Source organism: Seonamhaeicola aphaedonensis (assembly GCF_003386195.1).
Taxonomy (GTDB): Bacteria; Bacteroidota; Bacteroidia; order Flavobacteriales; family Flavobacteriaceae; genus Seonamhaeicola; species Seonamhaeicola aphaedonensis.
Map to the genome: position 1 here is coordinate 1 of NZ_QRDX01000020.1, position 2960 is coordinate 2960.

3 protein-coding genes are annotated in these 2960 nt (G+C 30.1%); all 3 read right to left on the reverse strand.

Annotation, left to right across the window (positions count from 1 at the left end; all coding sequences use genetic code 11):
- Positions 1–285: 285 nt before the first annotated feature.
- The gene (locus DFQ02_RS14835; RefSeq protein WP_116525231.1) at positions 286–1602 is read right to left on the reverse strand and encodes a thioredoxin family protein; all 1317 of its coding nucleotides are present in this window, start codon (positions 1600–1602) and stop codon (positions 286–288) included.
- A 38-nt stretch (positions 1603–1640) separates the two neighbouring features.
- Positions 1641–2087: a protein-disulfide reductase DsbD domain-containing protein gene (locus DFQ02_RS14840; protein ID WP_116525232.1), complete on the reverse strand. Its 447-nt coding sequence runs from the start codon at positions 2085–2087 to the stop codon at positions 1641–1643.
- A 90-nt stretch (positions 2088–2177) separates the two neighbouring features.
- On the reverse strand, positions 2178–2960 hold a 783-nt coding region (locus DFQ02_RS14845), incomplete at its 5' end, for an IS3 family transposase (protein WP_116525233.1).

The window sequence follows — 2960 nt, forward strand, 5'->3', positions numbered from 1 at the left end:
TGGTTTAACCCTGAGATGGAACACATTTACTTTAAGATGCATTGTCTGCGAAGCAGCGTAGATTAAAGTTCGCCATCGGCGAATGTGTTCCATCGTGTTTGTGTATGATTTCGTTGCGTGTTTAAGCACTAAAGTTAGCAAATAAATCACAGATAGAAAGCCCGCGAGGACTTTCGTAAATAGGCTATAACTAGCAATGAATTATACACGTTGTTGTGTGTAGTTTTTTCTTAATCTAAAATAGAAATTTGATAGATGTAGATTATTCTAAACATTAAATAACTTTTATAACGTTAACGAAAGACTTAATCCGAATGACCTATTATTCTGTTTTCCACTAATAGATTCGAACAAATCATTCATACCATATTCGTAATATATTTCAAATTCTAATTCAGTGAAGTCTCCTATTTGTGGTGAAATACCAAATCTTACACCGTAATCATTATTACTTATGCCTAATCCGTCTTTGTTTAAACGGATTGCATAATAAGGTGCACCAATTAGTCTTATAGCTCCAGGTAAATCAAATAATGAGCCCTTATAAATTGAATAACCAAATTCAAGAGGTATTTTCAGATAGTTAACTGCTAAACCATCAGTTCCTTTTGATGAGAATCCAAGACCTGTCCTTATTAAATAACGTCTATTATAATCTATTGAATACAATGCGTCTATTGTAATACCTGTTCTTGATTTAGTATTTGATAAATTATTTATGTTATTATTCGTAAGTCCAAGTCTTAGTCCTATGCCAATGTCTTTGGTTATTGTTTTTTTAGTTTTTATCTTAGGCTTTCTAGGTTGTGTAAAATTGTCTACAAGCAAAAAATCTAAAAATTCTGATTTCTTCATACTTCCAACCCTTTTTTTAAGTATGCCACCATCACTATTTAGTATAAAGAAATTTGGAATACCTTCTCCAGAATAAATTTGGCGAAGTTTTTCACCTTTTTGTGAATCTACATCAACCTTCAATGTTATGAAATCTGATATTATATTATCATGTACCTCTTCATGGCTAAAAATATACTTGTCCATCCATTTACATGGATAACACCAGCCAGCTGTGAAATAAAGCAATATGTTTTTATTTTGTTCTTTAGCATCCAATAAGGTTCTTTTAAAAGAATTTTTAGAAAAGGTTTTTTGTTCTAATTCTGATTTATTTATTTGTTTGATTTCAACATCCGATAGAAGTGTAGCATAATTTTTTGATTGAGCTTTCCAAGAACCTTTTGAATCTTCCTCATACATTATATTTATTATCTTAGCCTGACGATTAATTGCTGGGAAATCTATGACATAAGTATATCCATTTTCTTTATTAGGTTTATGTTTAATATTTTTTACTCTTAAAAGGAAAAATTTACTAGTGTCTATCTCGGTTTGTATGAAAAAATTATTATTTAGTTTGTAAGCTATACTATCGTTAGTTTTTTTATCGAAATGGAAGATAGATAGACTGTCTTTTAGTTCTATTTTTACTAAATCTCCTAAATAATTACTCGAACCGTTTTTAGGATTTTTGATTAATATTTGAGAAAAACTTACAGAATATATTGAAATTACTATTACTGTTACTATTACCTTTTTAATCATTTAGTTTCTGTTTTTTTGAATGAGATTATTAATTATATTTAGAGTTTTCTAATTATAAATTCAATTGTTTTAGTACCTCTTATACAGTTTTTGTCATTACAGGTCATAAACGTGATTTCTCCAATAATTTTAAATCGTTTTTTGCCAATAATCTTTATTCTCTGCTTAAATATAGCCGTGTCATCAAAGAATTTAATCTCCATTCCGAAAACAGGGTCGAAAGTAGTTTGTCCAATAGGCTCTTTTACATTTCCAATTAATTTATAGTTTTTACTTTTCTTAAAATTAAAAACAGTAGGAATTGGACCATTATTTGGAACTGTTTGGCTATATAAATGGTAACTAGGTTCAAGTGTTGCTACAATTATTAAGTCGTATTCTTTGTCAGATATTTTATCTGTATTGGTTGTCCATGATATAGGATTATTGGATTGTGAATGACTAACTGTTGTCAACAAGAATAATAATGCAAAAATGTTTTTCATTAACTAGGCTTAATTTTTTGAATATGTGATGTCAATAATAGTGAGCCAAAATGTCTAGTCCTGAAATATGGCTACAGGTTAAAAATTGATTTACGCTGTTAATTTATATACCATATTTGGTGTTTTATAATCTAAAGATACATGTAATCTAATTTGGTTGTATAGATTAATAGCACTTTTTGTAGCTTTTTTCGCGTTAGCTACACTATCAAAGGTCTGGTCAAGATAAAACTCGTCTTTTAGGATGCCGTTTACACGTTCAGCAATAGCGTTTTCGTAGCAATGATTTTGTTCTGTCATACTAATTTTGATGTTGTTTCTCTTTAAAATTTGTGTGTATACATTGCTACAATATTGTATGCCTCTATCTGAGTGATGTATGAGGTTTTCTATGTTTTTAGCTTGATATACCGCTTTTTTAAGCGCTCTGGTACAACCGCTAAGTTCAAGGCTATCGCTAAGGTCGTAACCGATTATTTTTCTAGAATACATGTCAGTTATAAGCGCCAAGTAACAAAACCCTTTTACAGTTCTGATGTATGTAATATCAGATACCCAAACCTGATTAGGTCTATTAACAAGTACATCTTTGATGATGTTTTTATGTTTGTAAAACCTATGCAAAGAATTGGTAGTTCTGTAGCTTGGTTTCTTTCTGGTTATAAGCATATTGTGTTTTCTAAGAATGTTAAAAAGCGTGTCTCTGCCTACTTTAAGTTTGGCTTCATCAAACTCATTTTTCAAAGATATTTTGAGTTTACGTACGCCTTCTCTAGGTAAGGACCTGCGTTTTTGGTTTACAATTTGAATGATCTGTTGTTCAAGTTTTAAACGTTTGTCAGCTCTATATTTATACTTGTAGTATGCATCACG